The organism is Caballeronia udeis (genome assembly GCF_044909315.1).
GTDB classification, from domain to species: domain Bacteria; phylum Pseudomonadota; class Gammaproteobacteria; order Burkholderiales; family Burkholderiaceae; genus Caballeronia; species Caballeronia udeis_A.
Map to the genome: position 1 here is coordinate 62,815 of NZ_JBIYEB010000018.1, position 16,232 is coordinate 79,046.

Genomic DNA, 16,232 nt, shown 5'->3' on the forward strand with positions numbered 1-16,232 from the left:
AACTGGTGCCAGAAACCCGGCCGCAACGCACCGAGCTTGCGCTAAAAAGCCCGCTGGCGGTCAGGCGCAGCAGGCTTTGTCAGGCGGGCGTTCGACTTAGTGATAGTTGGAAGTCGCAGTCCGCTTCATCTGGATGTTCGACAAAATCTGCTTGGCCGATCCCGTTGGCAACTTGTTTGCGCAGAAATAATCCTGATACAGCGCAGCATGATAAGCGTTCAACTCACCGTTTTCGATGCGTTGAAAATCGTTCTCGACCGTACGGTCCCAGTCCGTCTGATCCTCATTAATGCTCGCGTACAGGCGCCAGTTATAGTTGTCGCAGCGAATGCCTTCGTAATTGACGTTGCGCGCGCCGGCCGGGCTTTTCACGACAACCGTGTAGCGGATGACGCCGTCGGTGCCTACGGTGAGCGAGTTTTTATCGATGAAAAAACTCAGCGGCGTATTGTTCGACACCGTGAATTCCAGGAGATTCGCGTTCTGCGGCAGCGGAGGCAGGGCGTCGACCTTGTTTTCGGTCCAGTTCGGCTTGCGGTCCATGAGGTAGACGAACGCGCTGTCGTCCTTGTTGGTCGGCTTGGAGCTGCCGCAACCGGCGAGCACGGCAAGGGCTGCCGCGGATGCCGCGAACAATGCAATGGCTTTCAATTCTTGATTTCCCGAGGTTGATGCAGAAGCGACTGCAAATCGATCGTGCCGCATGAAATGCGCGGCGATTGTCCCGCGAGGGAACACGCCGGCATGTCATGACACGCAAGCCGAGCCTTCGACGCTGCACGAAAAAAAGCGGCGCGCGTTGCCGCACCGCCGCTTTGAATGACACACGTCCTAATCCCGCGAAGGACGTTGTGCGTAGATGTGCAGCTCTTCGGTCACCGAACATTCTGCCTGAATGACACCACCGTTAGCAGAAACGGCCGCGTCTTCCATGGTCATGCCCTGAATCACGCGCGGATACCGGTTGGCATGATGCGCCATACGTTCCGCGCGCTCAGCACGCACGACTGCGCGCCTCAGAAAGCGAGAAAGTTCCGTGAGCGCAAGCTGATATACATCCCGCTTGAACTCGATCACCGCGTCGAGCGGGACCCAATATTCGTTCCACCGCCAGGCATCGAATTCCGGATGATCAGTCGCACGCAAACAAATGTCACAGTCGCGGCCTACCATGCGCAACAAAAACCAGATCTGTTTCTGTCCGCGATAATGTCCGCGCACCTCGCGCTTGATGAACTTGTCCGGCACCTCATAACGCAGCCAGTCGCGGGTTCGACCCACGACCTTCACGTGTTCCGGAAGCAAGCCGGTTTCTTCGTGTAACTCCCGATACATCGCTTGCACGGGGGTCTCACCATACTTGATGCCCCCTTGCGGAAACTGCCAGGAATGTTCACGTAGCCGCTTGCCCCAAAACACTTCGTTGTGCGCGTTCAAGAGGATGATGCCGACGTTCGGGCGAAAGCCTTCACGATCCAGCATACAACCACCTTCGAATCCTTTAAAATTGCTTTGATTATAAACAGATAACGGGCCTGGCGCACCGGCACGAACCCGAATCGGGGTTCGTTTCGCTTGGGTGCCGGGGCGGGCGGCGAACGCCTTACCGCATCGCTGTCCCGTCGTTCACTCGTTCCGCACGTTCTGCATGTCCGCAGGTTTGGGCCGAAAACCCATTCAATCGACGCGCTCCCGCATTGGAAAATTTTTGAATGAAAGCATCCCGTTTCTTTATTGGCACCCTGAAGGAAGCTCCCACCGACGCGGAAATCGTCAGCCACCAACTCATGATGCGTGCGGGCATGATTCGCCGCGTGGCGGGCGGTATCTATAGTTATCTGCCTATCGGCCTTCGCTCCATCCGCAAGGTGGAGGCAATCGTGCGGGAAGAAATGAACCGCGCCGGCGCGCTCGAATTGTTGATGCCCGCCGTGCAGCCGGCCGAACTCTGGCAGGAATCGGCGCGCTGGGAACAGTACGGCCCCGAACTGCTGCGCATCAAGGATCGTCACGACCGCGATTTCGTGATTGGACCAACGCACGAAGAAGTGGTGACCGACATCGCGCGGCGTGAGATCAAGAGTTACCGGCAACTGCCGGTCAATTTCTACCAGATCCAGACCAAGTTCCGCGATGAAATCCGCCCGCGTTTCGGCGTGATGCGCGGGCGCGAATTCATCATGAAGGACGCGTATTCCTTCGACCGCGATCAGGCGGGCCTCGCCGAGTCGTACAAGAAAATGTTCGATGCCTACGTGCGTGTCTTCACCCGCATCGGTTTGGAATTCCGTGCGGTCGCGGCGGATAACGGCTCGATCGGCGGCAGCGGCTCGCACGAGTTTCACGTGATTGCCGACACCGGCGAGGATGCGATCGCGTATTGCCCGACCTCGGATTACGCGGCGAACGTGGAAGCAGCAGACGCGCTACCGCTGAACGCCACGCGTCCGGCGCCTGCGGAGGAGATGAAGAAGACGGCCACGCCGGGTAAGGCGAAATGCGAGGCGGTTGCTGAACTGCTGGACATTCCGCTGCAACGGACGATCAAGTCGATCATCCTCGCGACGGAAAACGAAGGCGCCGAGCCGACCATCTGGCTATTGATGCTGCGCGGCGACCATTCGCTGAACGACATCAAGGCGAACAAGCAGCCGGGTCTGGCGGGTTATCGCTTTGCTACCGAAGCTGAAATCATCGATACCTTCGGCACGCCGCCGGGCTATCTCGGCCCGATCAACACGAAGAAGCCGATCAAGGTGATCGCTGACCGCACGGTCGCGAACATGAGCGACTTCGTGGTCGGCGCGAACGAGGTGGACTATCACATCACCGGCGTGAACTGGGGCCGCGACCTGCCGGAACCGGTCGTGGCGGACATCCGCAACGTGCTGGCGGGCGACCCGTCGCCGGACGGCAAGGGCACGCTGGAAATTTGCCGCGGCATTGAAGTGGGCCACGTGTTCCAGCTTGGCACCAAGTATTCGGATGCCATGGGCGCGTCTTTCCTAGATGAAAACGGCAAGCCTGCACCCATGCAGATGGGCTGCTACGGGATCGGTATCACGCGGATCCTGGGCGCGGCGATTGAACAGAATTTCGACGCCAAGGGCATCATCTGGCCGGAATCGATTGCACCGTTCGAAGTCGTGTTGTGTCCGATGGGTTATGACCGCAGCGACGCGGTTCGCGAACAAGCCGACAAGCTATACGCGACGCTGCAGGCAGCGGGTATTGACGTGATCCTGGACGATCGTGGCGAGCGCCCGGGCGTGATGTTCGCGGATTGGGAACTGATCGGCGTGCCGCATCGGCTGGTGATTGGTGACCGTGGGCTGAAGGAAAGCAAGCTCGAGTACCAGGCGCGACGTGACGCCGAAGCCTCGTTGCTGCCGCTGGACGACGCGGCGAACGTGGTGATCGAGAAAGTGCGCGCCGCACTGGCCCGTGGAGTGAGCCAGTAACGTGCAGTACAACTTCCTTTCGGCGACGGTCCTGCTTATTCTGATCACCGACCCGCTTGGCAATATCCCGATCTTCATCAACGCGTTGCGTGGTGTGGCGAAGGAACGCCGGCGGGTGGTGATCTTGCGCGAAGTAGCCATCGCCTTCGGGATTTTGCTGTTGTTCATGCTGGTCGGTGACCGCTTTCTTCGCGCGATGAGCCTGACGGATTTGTCGTTGCGACTGGGTGGCGGGATCGTGCTGTTCCTGATCGCGTTGCGGATGATCTTTCCGCATCCAGACGGCCCTATGGGTGGTGATTCACGTGGTGGCGAACCACTGATCGTGCCGTTGGCAATTCCCGCGCTGGCCGGTCCGTCGGCGCTGGCGACGGTGATGCTGCTGACATCGCAGGCACCGGGGCAGATGTGGGAATGGGTCGGCGCGCTGACGATCACCATGATGGTCTGCGCGGTCGTGCTGGTGCTGGCCGAGAAGATCCAGCATTGGCTGGGCGAGCGGGCCGTTACCGCGTTTGAGCGATTGATGGGCTTGGTGCTGGTCGCTATATCGGTGGAGATGATCCTCACCGGCATACGGACCTTCGTCCACCAGTTGGCCACCGGCGGCTGATACTTCACCGTCGCGGTTAGCGTCCGCCATCGACATCAAGTTGCTTGGAACGCCGGCAGCGACTTTCGAGGTTGAACGTCAACGCGAGCGAGTGTACGCAAAAAAGCCGCTTCAACGTGAGTTGAAACGGCTTTTTAACTTTGGCCGCGGAACAGCCTGGCGGAGGATTGCGTGGCCTTCAGGCTCGCGCCAAGCGCTCAAGACAATTCACGCGCCTTCCGTCAGCGCCCGGATCGTCGGCAGGTTGCGCCAGTATCCCTTTGCGTCCATGCCGCAGCCGAACACGTACCGGTCAGGCACTTCGAAGCCGCAAAAGTCCGGGCGCAAGGGTTTCGATTTATTGATGAGCTTCTCGCACAGCACGGCCGAGAGGAATTTCTTCGCACCCATGGCCATGATGCGGTCGCGGATGGCGGCCATGGTTTCGCCTTCATCCAGAATGTCGTCGAGCACGAGCACCACGCGATCCTTCACCGACTCCGCCGGCGCCACGCGCCACTCCATCTTGTCGCCACCCTTGGTCGTGTTCCGATACCGCGTCAGGTGGATGTAGTCGAACTCGAGCGGAAAGTCGAGGTGCGGCAGCAGCATGCCAGTGAACACCGCCGCGCCGCCCATGACGGACAGCACGAGTGGAAACTCTTCGCCGGTGCTCGCGCCAATGGCTTTCGCCATGCTTTCGATCGACGCGGCCACGTCTTGCGCCGAAACGATCTCTTCGGAGTGGCTGAAAATGTGGAGTGCTTCTTCGCGATTCATAAGGGCAGGCGGCGAGGGTGTAGAGCTAAAAATAGGGGAAACGAGGCGCTAAGCGCCACATGATAAACCCGCGTTCCTCAGTGAAACGCGGGTCATTCGAATCAAGCTGAATCAGACCGGAACAAAAGCTTCAACGCATGCCTGGCATCATGCCCTTCATGCCGCGCATCATTTTCTGCAGATTGCCGCCCTTCAGCTTTTTCATCATGCCGCGCATCTGCTCGTATTGATTCAGCATGCGGTTGACTTCCTGGACCTGAACGCCCGCACCTGCCGCAATGCGGCGCTTGCGTTGCGCCTTGATCAGATCGGGTTTCGCGCGTTCCAGCAGCGTCATGGAGTTGATAATGCCCTCCATGCGGCGCATCTGTTTTTCGGCGACTCCCATGTCCGCACCTGCCGCAGCCTGCTGGAACTGCGCCGGCAGCTTGTCCATCAGCGACGACAAACCGCCCATCTTCTTCATCTGCGAAAGTTGTGCGCGGAAGTCGTTCAGGTCGAAATCGCCGCCTTTCTTGACCTTATCGGCGAGTTTTTGGGCGGCTGCGCCGTCTACGCCCTTCTGCGCTTCCTCGACCAAGGCGAGAATGTCGCCCATGCCGAGAATCCGGTTCGCCATCCGGTCCGGGTGGAAAACTTCCAGCCCATCCAGTTTTTCGGCGACACCCACGAACTTGATCGGCTTGCCCGTCACGTGACGCACTGACAGCGCCGCGCCGCCGCGCGAGTCGCCGTCCAGCTTGGTCAGCACCACGCCGGTCAGCGGCAGGGCGTCGCTGAACGCCTTCGCCGTATTCACCGCGTCCTGGCCGAGCATGGCGTCGACCACGAACAGCGTTTCCGCCGGCTTCAGGATGCCGTGCAGCTCGGCGATCTCCTTCATCATGGCTTCGTCAATACCGAGCCGGCCGGCCGTATCGACAATCAGCACGTCATGGAAGTGGCGTTTCGCCCAGTCCACCGCTGCGCGTGCGATATCCGCCGGCTTCTGATCCGGCTCCGACGGGAAAAAGTCCGCACCGACTTGTTCGGTCACCGTTTTCAACTGCTGAATAGCGGCCGGACGATACACGTCGACAGAGACCGTCAGTACTTTTTTCTTGTGCTTTTCGCGCAGCAGCTTGGCGAGCTTGCCGGACGTGGTGGTTTTACCCGCGCCTTGCAGGCCGGCCATCAGGATGATTGCCGGCGGTGTGACAGCGAGATTCAGCTCGACGGCCTTACCCTCGTAATCCCCGCCAATGATTGCGGTCAGTTCGCGCTGCACGACGCCGACAAGCGCCTGCCCCGGCGACAGGCTGGAAAGCACTTCTTCGCCGAGCGCTTTTTCCTTCACCTTCGCGATAAATTCGCGCACAACCGGCAACGCGACGTCGGCCTCGAGCAGCGCCAGGCGTACTTCGCGCAGCATTTCCTGCGTGTTGGCCTCGGTGAGCCGGGCTTCGCCGCGCAGCGTCTTGACGACGCGCGCCATCCGTGTAGTGAGTGTGTCGAGCATGGGAGCGTGTGGAGAGTGCGGCCGGTGCCGGGTAACAGTAATGAGGTACGGCGTCCTGGCCGCTCTTGCTTCAAGACGATCTGGCAAGAGGGGGAAGACGTCGCGGCTTCAGGGCCTGGTGTAAACTTCGAACATGGATATTGTACTGTATGCCCTCACTGCGCTTCTCTACGGCGGACTTGCCGTAGCCGGCTGGCGCGCGCATCGCAACACGGCTGTCGAGCCGGCGCTGGCGGGCATGCCGGCGGGCGGTCGTCTGGCCGGGGGGATGACTGCCGGCACTACGGGCATGGCCGACTCCATGCGAAGCGGCCGGGCATCGAAGGCATCGGGTATGAGCGCGATGGGACGCGTGTTGCTCGGCGTCGCGTTGTTCGTGCATGGCCTCTTGTTGCACACCACCATCTTCCCGCAAAACGCGATGGTGTTCGGCTTCGCCTTCGCGCTCTCCGCCATGTTCTGGCTGGGCGCGGGTATCTACTGGATAGAAAGCTTTTTCTTCCCGCTCGACGGCTTGAGGCTGCTCGTGCTGCCGCTTGCATGCGTGGCCTCGATCATGCCGCTGATTTTTGGCGGCGTGCGCGTGCTGTCGTATGCCGCCGCGCCCATGTTCAAGCTGCATTTCCTGATTGCGAACATCGCATATGGGCTGTTCGCAATCGCCGCGCTACACGCCATCCTGATGTTGATGGTGGAAAAGCGCCTGCAGAACATGCGCGGAACCAGCACGCGGCATACATCGAGTAGCTGGGTGTCGAGTTGGCTCGACACCTTGCCGCCATTGCTCACGCTGGAAAAATTGTTGTTCCGCCTGATTTCGGCGGGCTTCGTGCTGCTGACGCTGACGCTCATATCGGGTGTCGCGTTCAACGAACAACTCGTCGACAAGGCGTTCAAACTCGATCACAAGACCGTGTTCGCGATTCTGTCGTGGCTGATGTTCGGTGCGCTGCTGACCGCTCGCCGCGTGTCGGGCTGGCGCGGCCGCGCCGCGTTGCGCTGGGTGCTGGCTTCGTTCGTCGCGTTGCTGCTCGCTTATGTGGGCAGCCGCTTCGTCTTTGAAGTGCTGTTGCACCGTGCGGTCGTTTGACGCGGTTGCTTGACCGGTTGTCTGAATCAATGGGCATTTATTGCCTCTACTATTAGTAAGATCATGCGCCAACTTCTCCTGCTGATATTTGTGTTCTTTGCGAGCCAGTGGCTATTCAAGAAGCTCAGGCGCGCCCAAGCTGCCGCTGGCGCGCAAACAGGTCACCCGGTGGGCGGCGGCGCAGGGGCCACGCGCGCATCGCATGGCCCGACGGCTTCCGGCCCCGCGCCGCAACTTCCCGATCCCCTGGTGCGTTGCGCCGAGTGCGGCGTGCATACGCCTAGCAGCGAAGCGATTGTTGCAGCCGGGCATCGTTTCTGCTGCGCCGATCACGCCCAGCGCTACGCCGCTCATCCCACCGGCCGCGATGCTCGATGAACGTTGCCGGTCTGATCGACGCCGATGGTTGGTACACGGGGGCGCACCAAATGCCGTCGCCGAACTTCGAGGCGCGTCCGGGGGGGATCGAGCCCACGCTCGTAGTCGTTCATAACATCAGCCTGCCACCCGATGAATTCGGCGGCAACGCAATCGCCGAGTTCTTCCAGAATCGTCTCGATCACGACACTCATCCGTACTATGACCACTTGCGCGGCATGCGGGTCTCATCGCATTTCGTGATTCATCGCGATGGCTGCGTCGAACAGTACGTGTCGTGCAACGAACGCGCATGGCACGCGGGCATCTCGAGCTTTTTCGGGCGTGAGCGATGCAACGATTTTTCGGTGGGGATCGAACTGGAAGGCAGTGATCGATGTGCGTTCGAGGATGCGCAGTACACGTCGCTCAATGAGGTCGTCCAGGCCCTCACTCGCCGCTATCCGATCGAAGCGTTAGCCGGTCATTCGGATATCGCGCCGGGTCGTAAAACCGATCCTGGTCCGTACTTCGAATGGCCAAGACTGCAACGCGATACGCAACTCCCGCTTCAGTACTTTCCCTATCTCGGCGACGTTTGATTCGCTGCTCGTTCACGCTTGATCGAGTGTTCGCCGGGTGAGTTACTGAGCCGCGGTGACGCACTGCGTCTCACCATCGTTCTCTATCTACCATCGGCCTGGCCCAGCAATTCCGGCGGACCAGAAGGGCTTTCATTTTGCATTGCAGCGCGCTCGCGTGCGTTCCGCACACCTTGGCGCGTTTTCCCTTATCCGACTTTGGCGTTGCAAAAGTCAACCCTCTAGAGGCTATTCTTCAGCAAATAAAAGTTTTTGAGACTGTGCAGAATGCCACTATACTTGGTACTCAGAGACGTAAATCGCACTATATGTTGTGTTGTCCAGGCGGCGCCCCGCTCATAGAGCCGGCGCCGCATGCTTGTCCGGCCATAGAAGAAAACACCGGGTAAGCAACTGATTTGTCGCGTAAAAAACGTCGGCATTCAGTTTGAAAGACCGAGGCAAACAGGCGTAGCGAGAGAGGTTGTCTTCGTCGGTTTGAAGCGTACCGTCTCCTGGGAAAACCATGGGACCGAGCGCAAGAACGGCACCGGCAATTGTCCCGGCTTAGCCATTTTCAATTTCATCGTCGTGCGCGGTTGGCAGAAGTAGTGAAAGCAGCAGTGAACAGCAACAAAGCAACAGGCAGCCACCACGCACGGCACGCATCTCAATCCGCGGACGTTCCGCACCATCGAACACCTGGAGATTTGCACATGCAAACCACCGACAACGCCACGACTTCCTACGAGGGCGCCTCCGTGCGTCCCATCGGCGCACAGGGTCAGCCGAGCACCAGCGGACTCGCACCGGACGCCACACTGGCCGACTACAAAGTCATCCGCCGCAACGGGACCGTGGTGTCGTTCGAGCCGTCGAAGATCTCCATCGCTGTGACGAAGGCATTTCTGGCCGTGAACGGCGGCCAGGGCGCAGGCTCGGCGCGCGTGCGCGAGCTCGTCGAACAACTGACGCAAAGCGTCATCCGGGCGCTGGTTCGCAGCCGTCCGAACGGCGGTACGTTCCATATTGAAGACATCCAGGATCAGGTCGAACTCGCGCTGATGCGCGGCGGCGAGCACAACGTGGCGCGCGCGTACGTGCTGTATCGCGAGAAGCGCACGCAGGAACGCGCGCATGCGCCGGAAACGCGGGCGAACGCGCTGGGCATCAACGTGATCGACAACGGCGTGTCGCATCCGCTGGATCTGGACGCGTTGAAGGCGCGCATCAACGAAGCGTGCGTGAATCTCGGCAGCGAAGTGAACGCAGACCCGATCGTCGCGGAAACGGTGAAGAACCTGTACGACGGCGTGCCGATGGCGCAAGTCTACGACTCGGCCATTCTCGCCGCGCGCACCATGATCGAAAAAGACCCGGCGTATAGCCAGGTCACCGCGCGCATCCTGCTGCACACCATCCGTCGCGAAATCCTGGAAGAAGACGTCTCGCAAGGCGAGATGGCCACGCGCTACGCTGAATATTTCCCGCTCTTCATCAAGCAGGGCGTGGAAGCGGAACTGCTCGACGAAAAGCTCCAGCAATACGACTTGAAGCGCCTGGGCGCCGCACTCGACGCCGACCGCGATCTGCAATTCGGCTATCTCGGCCTGCAAACGCTGTATGACCGCTACTTCCTGCACAACGAAACGAAGCGCATCGAACTGCCGCAAGCGTTCTTCATGCGCGTCGCAATGGGCCTGGCGCTGAACGAAATCGACCGCGAAGCGCGGGCGATAGAGTTCTACAACGTGCTGTCGAGCTTCGACTTCATGTCGTCCACCCCGACGCTGTTCAACTCCGGCACGCGCCGTTCGCAATTGTCGTCGTGCTACCTGACGACGGTTGCCGACGACCTCGACGGCATCTACGAAGCGCTGAAGGAAAACGCGCTGCTGTCGAAGTTCGCGGGCGGCCTGGGCAACGACTGGACGCGCGTGCGTGCGCTCGGTTCGCACATCAAGGGCACGAACGGCAAGTCGCAAGGCGTGGTGCCGTTCCTGAAGGTCGTGAATGACACGGCCGTCGCGGTGAACCAGGGCGGCAAGCGCAAGGGCGCGGTGTGCGCGTACCTGGAGACGTGGCATCTGGATATCGAAGAATTCCTGGAACTGCGCAAGAACACGGGCGACGACCGTCGCCGCACGCACGACATGAACACGGCGAACTGGATTCCCGACCTGTTCATGAAGCGCGTTCACGAAAACGGCGACTGGACGTTGTTCTCGCCGGCGACCTGCCCGGACCTGCACGACCTGTTTGGCGCACCGTTCGAAAAAGCCTACGTGGCGTATGAAGAGAAGGCGGCGCGCGGCGAGATCAAGTTGTTCAAGAAGGTTCCGGCCGCGCAACTTTGGCGCAAGATGCTGGGCATGCTGTTCGAAACGGGTCACCCGTGGATCACGTTCAAGGATCCGTGCAACATCCGTTCGCCGCAGCAGCACGTGGGTGTTGTCCACTCGTCGAACCTGTGCACGGAAATCACGCTGAACACCAGCGACACCGAAATCGCCGTCTGTAATCTCGGCTCGGTGAACCTGGTCGCGCACATGGCGAAACAGGCCGATGGCACGCTGGCACTCGATCACGACAAGCTGAAGCGCACCATCAGCGTTGCCATGCGCATGCTCGACAACGTCATCGACATCAATTACTACGCCGTTGCCAAGGCGCGCAATTCGAACCTGAAGCATCGTCCGGTCGGCATGGGCATCATGGGCTTCCAGGACTGCCTGCACCTGCTGCGCACGCCGTATGCGTCGAAGGAAGCGGTCGAATTCGCTGACACGTCGATGGAAGCGGTCTGCTACTACGCTTACTACGCGTCGACGGAACTGGCGCAAGAGCGCGGCCGTTACTCGAGCTATCGCGGTTCGCTGTGGGATCGCGGCATCCTCCCGCAGGATTCGCTGAAGCTGCTGGCCGAAGCCCGTGGCGGGTACGTGGAAGTGGACGACAGCGCATCGATGGACTGGACCGAACTGCGTTCGCGGATCGCCAACTACGGCATGCGCAACTCGAACTGCGTGGCGATCGCTCCGACCGCGACCATTTCGAACATCATCGGTGTGTCGGCGTGTATCGAGCCGACGTTCCAGAATCTGTACGTGAAGTCGAATCTGTCGGGTGAATTCACGGTCGTGAACGATTACCTGGTGCGTGACCTGAAGGAACGCGGTCTGTGGGACGAAGTGATGGTCTCGGACCTGAAGTACTTTGACGGCACGCTATCGCGCATCGACCGGGTTCCGGCGGATCTGCGGGCAATCTACGCCACCGCGTTCGAACTGGATGCGACCTGGGTGGTGGAAGCGGCATCGCGCCGTCAGAAGTGGATCGACCAGGCGCAGTCGCTGAACATCTATATGGCGGGCGCGTCGGGCAAGAAGCTGGACGAGGTGTACAAGCTGGCGTGGCTGCGCGGTCTGAAGACCACGTATTACCTGCGCACGATGGCCGCCACGCACGTCGAGAAGTCGACGGTCGCTCACGGTCAGCTGAATTCGGTGCCGTCGGGTAACTCGGGGAACGGCGCGGGTGGTGCAGGTGGAGCGTCAGGCGCGAACGGCAACGGCTTCGGCTCACAGGGTTCGCACGGATCGTCGACGGGTGGTTTCAACGCCGCTGCAGTTGCGGCTCCGGCAATTGCTGCTGCGGCCGAAACAGAAGCCGATGGTCCGGTCTGCATGATGCGCCCGGGCGATGCCGGCTTCGACGAGTGCGAGGCTTGCCAGTAAGGTGTAGTAGGCGAGAGGCCGATGCAATCGGCCTCTCGCTAGTCAGCTAGCGGTGGGATTGAAGGTTGAAGGCCGGTACGAAGCGTTGGTTCTTTCCGAGGTGGAAGGGGCAGGCGAATTCGGTACCGGCCTTTTTATTTGTATCGATAGTCGTGGCCGAGCAGCCAGATAGCCGCGTTCGGGGTTCGAGGCAGGTGCCGAGGTGTTGGAAGCGTCGGCTCTTTCCGCTATGAACCTGCGCCTTGTCCGTGCAGTGAGCGCCGCACAGCAAAACCGCACACCCGCTTCACCCCCGCGTTCCCCTCGATATCTCATGTCCCGCGTTGTGACTGAGCCGCGCGGTAATTGGAATCGAAAGAAACGAAAACAATCCGACGACGACGAAGGCCGGCCAGAAATCCGACCAGACGATCTGCGGATGCCCTTGAAGATCATGCGAAATCTGCAGCGCGATACCACCCACCGTCACACCCAGTCCCAGCGACACCTGCTGGATAAAACTCCCGAGACTCGTCGCGCGGCCCACATCGCGGCTTTCGATCTCGGCATACGTCAGCGAGTTGAGGCTCGTGAATTGCAACGCCGGAAAAAATCCGCCGAGCAGCACGACGGCCCAGATGACCCATGTCGGCGTGCCGGGATAGAACATGCCGCAGGCGGCAATCGCGATACCCGACAGCGCCGCGTTGACTATCAGCGTCTGCCGGAAGCCGAACCGGTGCAGCACGCGCGAGGCCAGTGAGCGCATGAACATGCCGCCGAACGCGGACGCGCAGGTAATCGAGCCCGACTTGAACGCGCTCATGCCGAGCCCTTCCTGCATCGCGAGCGGGAGCAGGAACGGCACCGCGCCCAAGCCGATGCGAAACAGCGAGCCGCCCGCCACGCTCGCCTGGAACGTCGGCACGCGCAGGAAGCGCAGGTCGAGAAGCGGCAGTTTTACGCGTCGCGAGTGCAGGAAATACACGATGAAGAAGGCCACGCCGGCGAGCGCCATGCCCGTCGCGGTGCGATTGGAGACCAGTTCGCCGCCGATCAGCGACAGCCCGAGCAGAAACAACGTGCCGCCGCTCGCCGACAGAAAGAACCCGAACCAGTCGAGCGGCCCCGGATGCGGCTCGCGCGCGTTGCCGATGTAGCGGTTGGTCAGGTAGATGCCGAGGATGCCGATCGGGATGTTGATGAAGAAGATCAGGCGCCAGTGCAGATAGGTGGTGATGAACCCGCCGAGCAGCGGCCCGACAGCCGGGCCGAACATGGCGGGCAGCGAGAGGTAGTTCATCGCACGGATGAATTCGGAGCGGGGCACCGAGCGGAAGATGATGATCCGCCCGACCGGCACCATCATCGCGCCGCCTACGCCCTGGACGAAACGCGCGAGCGTGAACGGGATCAGCGAGGTGGACGCGGCGCACAGGAGAGAGCCGGCGACGAAGATGCCGATGGCGAGGCGGAAGATCGTACGCGCGCCGAAACGGTCGGCGACCCAGCCGCAGATCGGGATGAAGACCCCGAGGCCGAGCACGTAGCTGGTGACGGCGATCTTCAGCGTGACGGGATCGCGGCCGAACGCTTTGGCCATTTCGGGGATCGCGGTGACGATGACATTGGCATCGACGCTTTCCATGAACATCGCACAGGCGACGATGAGAGGGGCAACGAAAGCTTTGATGGCTAGCGACATGGAGAACGGAAGGGGATCTCTTCGCGGCGGGAAGCTGGGATTATGGCATCGATATCATGACAGCGACATCGCGGCGTACCGTAATGAGCGACACTGCGCGACGATAAACCCGAGGAGAACGGCGATGGACCCGGAAGATCTGCAGCGTCTCGTCACGCAGAAAATGCCCTATGGAAAGTACAAGGACCGCTTGATCGCGGACCTGCCCGGCCACTATCTCGCGTGGTTCGCACGTGAGGGTTTTCCTGCAGGACAACTCGGCCGGCTGCTCGCGCTGATGCACGAAATCGACCACAACAACTTGCGCGAATTACTCACCCCGCTGCGCGACAAGCGAGGTTGAAAAGCCGTGCGCCAAGCGGGTGCTGCCGGGTGATTCCCGTCTGCGTTCAGTGACCCCGCAGCCGCATTTTTACGCTTGAAATCCGCTCTTGCATGACGTATTCGTTTGTACTATAGGTAGTCGTCACCAGCTCGAAACACCCAATATTTTGTGGTTTTGCCTTTGCGCCGGAAGCGTCGAGTGCTACACTTTCGACATGGAAACGAGACACGCCAACGCATCTGTTTCCCCCAGCAATACACGTGTAATCGCGAGCGCCCGGTGACGGTTTTCCGGCGTCGGGAAGTACTCGAAAAGCAGGTTGAAACGGGTCGTCGAAGGGGGTGATCCGAAGGTTTGCTCGATCGCTTTTGAACGCGGTCACGCTCATCGATCACGAGAGACCCGCGAGCGACGCGCCAGGTTTTCATCGAAGCAATCACGCAGCGAAAGTTGTTCGATCACACGCTTTAACTACGACGCTGACTTCGCACGCAAGACCACACGCAAGACGATTCACAGCAGAGCCGGACGATGCAACGCACACGCAAAAGTAATGCTGAAAGAGCGTGAAGAAGCACTACGCAAGCACTGCATCGAACACGTTCAAAGAGACTTCGCATGAAGCTTCAAGCAGTGAGCTCAACGCAAAGTGTTGTATGCAAGTAGCAGCGTCAACACTAAAACAGGATTTTTATGAGCAAGCTCTTTTATCGCTCATGGAAAGATGGTACAAACCGATCTAAATTGATGGTGAGAATTTATGCTCAACTGGGATGACGAGACCACTGCCGTAACTCCCTCTAACGGTTCGCAACACAACACGTTGCGTAACCCGGCGGGTCAGGTTGCGGGTTTCAGCCAAGCAGTCAGCCAGGCATCGCGTGCAGCAGCTCCGAACGCGACGCAAGCCGCCGGTCATGGCGTTCTTCAACCGGCCCATCAAACGTCAGCGGCACAGAATATTTTTGCGAGCGACTTCGTTGCTCCCGCGGCACCGAGCGCCAGCGACATCGCGGCGGCAAGTGCGACGCGCGTGAACGTGGCCGACAAGCGCATCATCAACGGCAAGACCGACGTGAATCAGTTGGTGCCGTTCAAGTACAAGTGGGCGTGGGAAAAGTATCTGGCGGGTTGTGCGAACCACTGGATGCCGCAGGAAGTGAACATGTCGCGTGACATCGCGCTGTGGAAGGACCCGAACGGCCTCTCCGACGACGAACGCCGGATTGTGAAGCGCAACCTCGGTTTCTTCGTCACGGCCGACTCGCTGGCTGCCAACAACATCGTGCTCGGGACTTATCGCCACATCACGGCGCCCGAGTGCCGGCAGTTCCTGCTGCGCCAGGCTTTCGAGGAAGCGATCCACACGCATGCGTATCAGTACATCGTCGAATCGCTGGGTCTGGACGAGAGCGAAATCTTCAACGCGTATCACGAGGTCGACTCGATCCGCGCGAAGGACGAGTTCCTGATTCCGTTCATCAACACGCTGACCGATCCGGCCTTCACCACCGGGACGCTGGAAGCGGACCAGAAATTGCTGAAGTCGTTGATCGTGTTTGCTTGCGTGATGGAAGGGCTCTTCTTTTACGTCGGCTTTACGCAGATCCTGGCGCTGGGTCGCCAGAACAAGATGACGGGTGCGGCGGAGCAGTATCAGTACATCCTGCGCGACGAGTCGATGCACTGCAATTTCGGCATCGACCTAATCAACCAGATCAAGCTGGAAGAGCCGCAACTGTGGACGCCGGAATTTCGCGCGGAGATCCGCGAGATCTTCCAGGAAGCAGTGGAACTGGAATACCGGTACGCAGAAGACACGATGCCGCGTGGCGTGCTCGGTCTGAATGCCTCCATGTTCAAGAGCTATTTGCGTTTCATCTGCAACCGTCGTTGCCAGCAGATCGGCCTCGACCCGCTGTTCCCGAACGAAGAAAATCCGTTCCCGTGGATGAGCGAGATGATTGACTTGAAGAAGGAACGCAACTTCTTCGAGACGCGAGTGATTGAGTATCAGACGGGCGGCGCGCTGACCTGGGAGTAAGCGAGTCAGCGAATCAACGTCAGCCAGCGGCAATGGACGCATTGCCGCCACGAATTAGATGCAGACCGGGCGCCCACAAAGGG

13 protein-coding genes are annotated in these 16,232 nt (G+C 60.0%); 8 read left to right on the forward strand and 5 right to left on the reverse strand.

The window, feature by feature from the left end:
- Positions 1 to 96: 96 nt before the first annotated feature.
- Together ABH944_RS26250 and ABH944_RS26255 are read right to left on the reverse strand one after the other, a co-directional pair.
- Entirely contained in the window at positions 97 to 651 is a 555-nt protein-coding gene (locus ABH944_RS26250) for a CNP1-like family protein (RefSeq protein ID WP_404610291.1), read from the reverse strand.
- A gap of 180 nt (positions 652 to 831) precedes the next feature.
- A complete protein-coding gene (locus ABH944_RS26255) occupies positions 832 to 1,482 on the reverse strand; it encodes an RNA pyrophosphohydrolase (RefSeq protein WP_097265380.1) in 651 nt (216 codons plus the stop codon).
- A gap of 230 nt (positions 1,483 to 1,712) precedes the next feature.
- Here ABH944_RS26255 and ABH944_RS26260 point away from each other — a divergent pair, with 230 nt between their 5' ends.
- Together ABH944_RS26260 and ABH944_RS26265 are read left to right on the forward strand one after the other, a co-directional pair.
- Positions 1,713 to 3,461, forward strand: a complete 1,749-nt coding sequence (locus ABH944_RS26260) for a proline--tRNA ligase (RefSeq protein ID WP_404610290.1) — start codon at positions 1,713 to 1,715, stop codon at positions 3,459 to 3,461.
- 1 nt (position 3,462) lies between these two features.
- Complete coding sequence (locus ABH944_RS26265; RefSeq protein ID WP_404610289.1) at positions 3,463 to 4,074, forward strand: MarC family protein; 612 nt, start codon at positions 3,463 to 3,465, stop codon at positions 4,072 to 4,074.
- Between the two features lie 207 nt (positions 4,075 to 4,281).
- Here ABH944_RS26265 and ABH944_RS26270 read toward each other — a convergent pair whose 3' ends face one another.
- Positions 4,282 to 4,833: a hypoxanthine-guanine phosphoribosyltransferase gene (locus tag ABH944_RS26270; protein ID WP_404610288.1), complete on the reverse strand. Its 552-nt coding sequence runs from the start codon at positions 4,831 to 4,833 to the stop codon at positions 4,282 to 4,284.
- Positions 4,834 to 4,963: 130 nt separating this feature from the next.
- The gene (gene ffh, locus ABH944_RS26275) at positions 4,964 to 6,331 is read right to left on the reverse strand and encodes a signal recognition particle protein (RefSeq protein ID WP_404610287.1); all 1,368 of its coding nucleotides are present in this window, start codon (positions 6,329 to 6,331) and stop codon (positions 4,964 to 4,966) included.
- A gap of 133 nt (positions 6,332 to 6,464) precedes the next feature.
- Here ffh and ABH944_RS26280 point away from each other — a divergent pair, with 133 nt between their 5' ends.
- The 4 genes from ABH944_RS26280 to ABH944_RS26295 all read left to right on the forward strand — a co-directional run bounded on the left by ABH944_RS26280 (position 6,465) and on the right by ABH944_RS26295 (position 12,096).
- On the forward strand, positions 6,465 to 7,421 hold the full coding sequence (locus ABH944_RS26280; protein WP_404610286.1) for a cytochrome C assembly family protein: 957 nt from the start codon (positions 6,465 to 6,467) through the stop codon (positions 7,419 to 7,421).
- 63 nt (positions 7,422 to 7,484) lie between these two features.
- Positions 7,485 to 7,799: a PP0621 family protein gene (locus tag ABH944_RS26285; protein ID WP_404610285.1), complete on the forward strand. Its 315-nt coding sequence runs from the start codon at positions 7,485 to 7,487 to the stop codon at positions 7,797 to 7,799.
- Entirely contained in the window at positions 7,796 to 8,380 is a 585-nt protein-coding gene (gene ampD / locus ABH944_RS26290) for a 1,6-anhydro-N-acetylmuramyl-L-alanine amidase AmpD (RefSeq protein ID WP_404610284.1), read from the forward strand. Before ABH944_RS26285 ends, ampD begins: the two co-directional genes overlap by 4 nt.
- 695 nt (positions 8,381 to 9,075) lie before the next feature.
- Positions 9,076 to 12,096 carry a ribonucleoside-diphosphate reductase subunit alpha gene (locus ABH944_RS26295; protein ID WP_404610283.1) on the forward strand — a complete coding sequence of 1,007 codons (3,021 nt, stop codon included), beginning with the start codon at positions 9,076 to 9,078 and terminating at the stop codon, positions 12,094 to 12,096.
- A 286-nt stretch (positions 12,097 to 12,382) separates the two neighbouring features.
- Here the strand turns inward: ABH944_RS26295 and ABH944_RS26300 are convergent, their stop codons facing one another.
- A complete protein-coding gene (locus tag ABH944_RS26300) occupies positions 12,383 to 13,780 on the reverse strand; it encodes an MFS transporter (RefSeq protein ID WP_404610282.1) in 1,398 nt (465 codons plus the stop codon).
- Positions 13,781 to 13,904: 124 nt separating this feature from the next.
- On the opposite strand from ABH944_RS26300, the gene ABH944_RS26305 reads away from it, so the two are divergent.
- Together ABH944_RS26305 and ABH944_RS26310 are read left to right on the forward strand one after the other, a co-directional pair.
- Positions 13,905 to 14,123, forward strand: coding sequence for a DUF3820 family protein (locus ABH944_RS26305; protein WP_062081548.1), 219 nt, complete (start codon positions 13,905 to 13,907; stop codon positions 14,121 to 14,123).
- A gap of 742 nt (positions 14,124 to 14,865) precedes the next feature.
- On the forward strand, positions 14,866 to 16,149 hold the full coding sequence (locus tag ABH944_RS26310) for a ribonucleotide-diphosphate reductase subunit beta (protein ID WP_404610281.1): 1,284 nt from the start codon (positions 14,866 to 14,868) through the stop codon (positions 16,147 to 16,149).
- The last annotated feature ends 83 nt before the right edge of the window (positions 16,150 to 16,232 follow it).

Bases quoted from the DNA above. Each gene is read 5' to 3' on its own strand.
- ABH944_RS26255 (WP_097265380.1), bottom strand. From the start codon at position 1,482: ATGCTGGATCGTGAAGGCTTTCGCCCGAACGTCGGCATCATCCTCTTG.
- ABH944_RS26260 (WP_404610290.1), top strand. From the start codon at position 1,713: ATGAAAGCATCCCGTTTCTTTATTGGCACCCTGAAGGAAGCTCCCACC.
- ABH944_RS26270 (WP_404610288.1), bottom strand. From the start codon at position 4,833: ATGAATCGCGAAGAAGCACTCCACATTTTCAGCCACTCCGAAGAGATC.
- ffh (WP_404610287.1), bottom strand. From the start codon at position 6,331: ATGCTCGACACACTCACTACACGGATGGCGCGCGTCGTCAAGACGCTG.
- ABH944_RS26280 (WP_404610286.1), top strand. From the start codon at position 6,465: ATGGATATTGTACTGTATGCCCTCACTGCGCTTCTCTACGGCGGACTT.
- ABH944_RS26285 (WP_404610285.1), top strand. From the start codon at position 7,485: ATGCGCCAACTTCTCCTGCTGATATTTGTGTTCTTTGCGAGCCAGTGG.
- ampD (WP_404610284.1), top strand. From the start codon at position 7,796: ATGAACGTTGCCGGTCTGATCGACGCCGATGGTTGGTACACGGGGGCG.
- ABH944_RS26295 (WP_404610283.1), top strand. From the start codon at position 9,076: ATGCAAACCACCGACAACGCCACGACTTCCTACGAGGGCGCCTCCGTG.
- ABH944_RS26300 (WP_404610282.1), bottom strand. From the start codon at position 13,780: ATGTCGCTAGCCATCAAAGCTTTCGTTGCCCCTCTCATCGTCGCCTGT.
- ABH944_RS26305 (WP_062081548.1), top strand. From the start codon at position 13,905: ATGGACCCGGAAGATCTGCAGCGTCTCGTCACGCAGAAAATGCCCTAT.
- ABH944_RS26310 (WP_404610281.1), top strand. From the start codon at position 14,866: ATGCTCAACTGGGATGACGAGACCACTGCCGTAACTCCCTCTAACGGT.